Raw genomic sequence first — 1,098 nt, forward strand, 5'->3', positions numbered from 1 at the left:
CTATTCGTTGAGGTCGAAAACGGGATATCCCTGGCTTTTGCACAGGGCGTCGCGTTCGGCGTCGCGCAGGTCACAGCGCACCATCTCGGCCACCATCTCCTCCAGGGTGATGCGCGGCTGCCAGCCCAGGCGCTCCCGGGCCTTGGTGGGATCGCCCAGGAGCGTCTCCACTTCGGTTGGCCGGAAATACCGCGGATCAACAGACACCAGACATTTGCCGGTCTTGGCGTCGTAGCCCTTCTCGTCCGCCCCGGTTCCCTCGAACCGGATGGAAATGCCCAGTTCGGCCGCGGCCAGGGTGACGAAATCGCGCACGGAATGCTGCCGGCCGGTGGCGATGACGAAATCGTCCGGGGCGTCCTGCTGGAGCATGAGCCACTGCATTTCCACGTAGTCCTTGGCATGGCCCCAGTCGCGCAGGGCCGAGAGGTTGCCGAGATACAGGCAGTCCTGCAACCCGAGCTTGATGCGGGCCATGGCCCGGGTGATCTTGCGGGTGACGAAGGTCTCGCCGCGCACCGGCGACTCGTGGTTAAAGAGAATGCCGTTGCAGGCGTACATGCCGTAGGCCTCGCGGTAGTTGACCGTGATCCAGTAGGCGTAGAGCTTGGCCACGGCGTAGGGGCTGCGCGGATAAAACGGCGTTTTTTCGGTTTGCGGCGTCTCCACCACCTGTCCGTACAGCTCCGAGGTGGAGGCCTGGTAGAATCGGGTGTGCTTTTCCAGGCCGAGGATGCGCACGGCCTCCAGGAGCCGCAGCGTGCCCAGGGCGTCCACGTCGGCGGTGTATTCCGGAGACTCAAAGGATACTTTGACGTGGCTCTGGGCGGCCAGATTGTACAGCTCGTCGGGCCTGACCTGCTGGATGATGTTGATCAGGTTGGTGGAGTCGGACAGGTCGCCGTAGTGCAGCATGAACTTCCGGCCGGTATCGTGGGGGTCGCGGTAGAGATGGTCGATGCGCTGGGTGTTGAAAAGCGAGGCCCGACGCTTGATGCCGTGGACCTCGTAGCCTTTCTTGAGCAGCAGTTCGGCCAGATAGGCCCCGTCCTGGCCGGTGATGCCGGTTATAAGCGCAACTTTGGCTTTCATTTCGGG

The 1,098-nt window shown here is 62.8% G+C and carries 1 protein-coding gene; it reads right to left on the reverse strand.

Translation table 11 applies throughout. The features are described 5' to 3' along the window. Complete coding sequence (gene gmd / locus NY78_RS21725; RefSeq protein WP_043641248.1) at positions 1 to 1,092, reverse strand: GDP-mannose 4,6-dehydratase; 1,092 nt, start codon at positions 1,090 to 1,092, stop codon at positions 1 to 3. Positions 1,093 to 1,098 lie beyond the last annotated feature (6 nt).

The sequence above is a fragment of the Desulfovibrio sp. TomC genome (assembly GCF_000801335.2).
In the GTDB taxonomy this organism is placed as follows: Bacteria; Desulfobacterota; Desulfovibrionia; order Desulfovibrionales; family Desulfovibrionaceae; genus Solidesulfovibrio.

What these genes read in the sequence shown, in the direction of transcription:
- gmd (WP_043641248.1), bottom strand. Translation starts at nt 1,092, where the DNA reads ATGAAAGCCAAAGTTGCGCTTATAACCGGCATCACCGGCCAGGACGGG.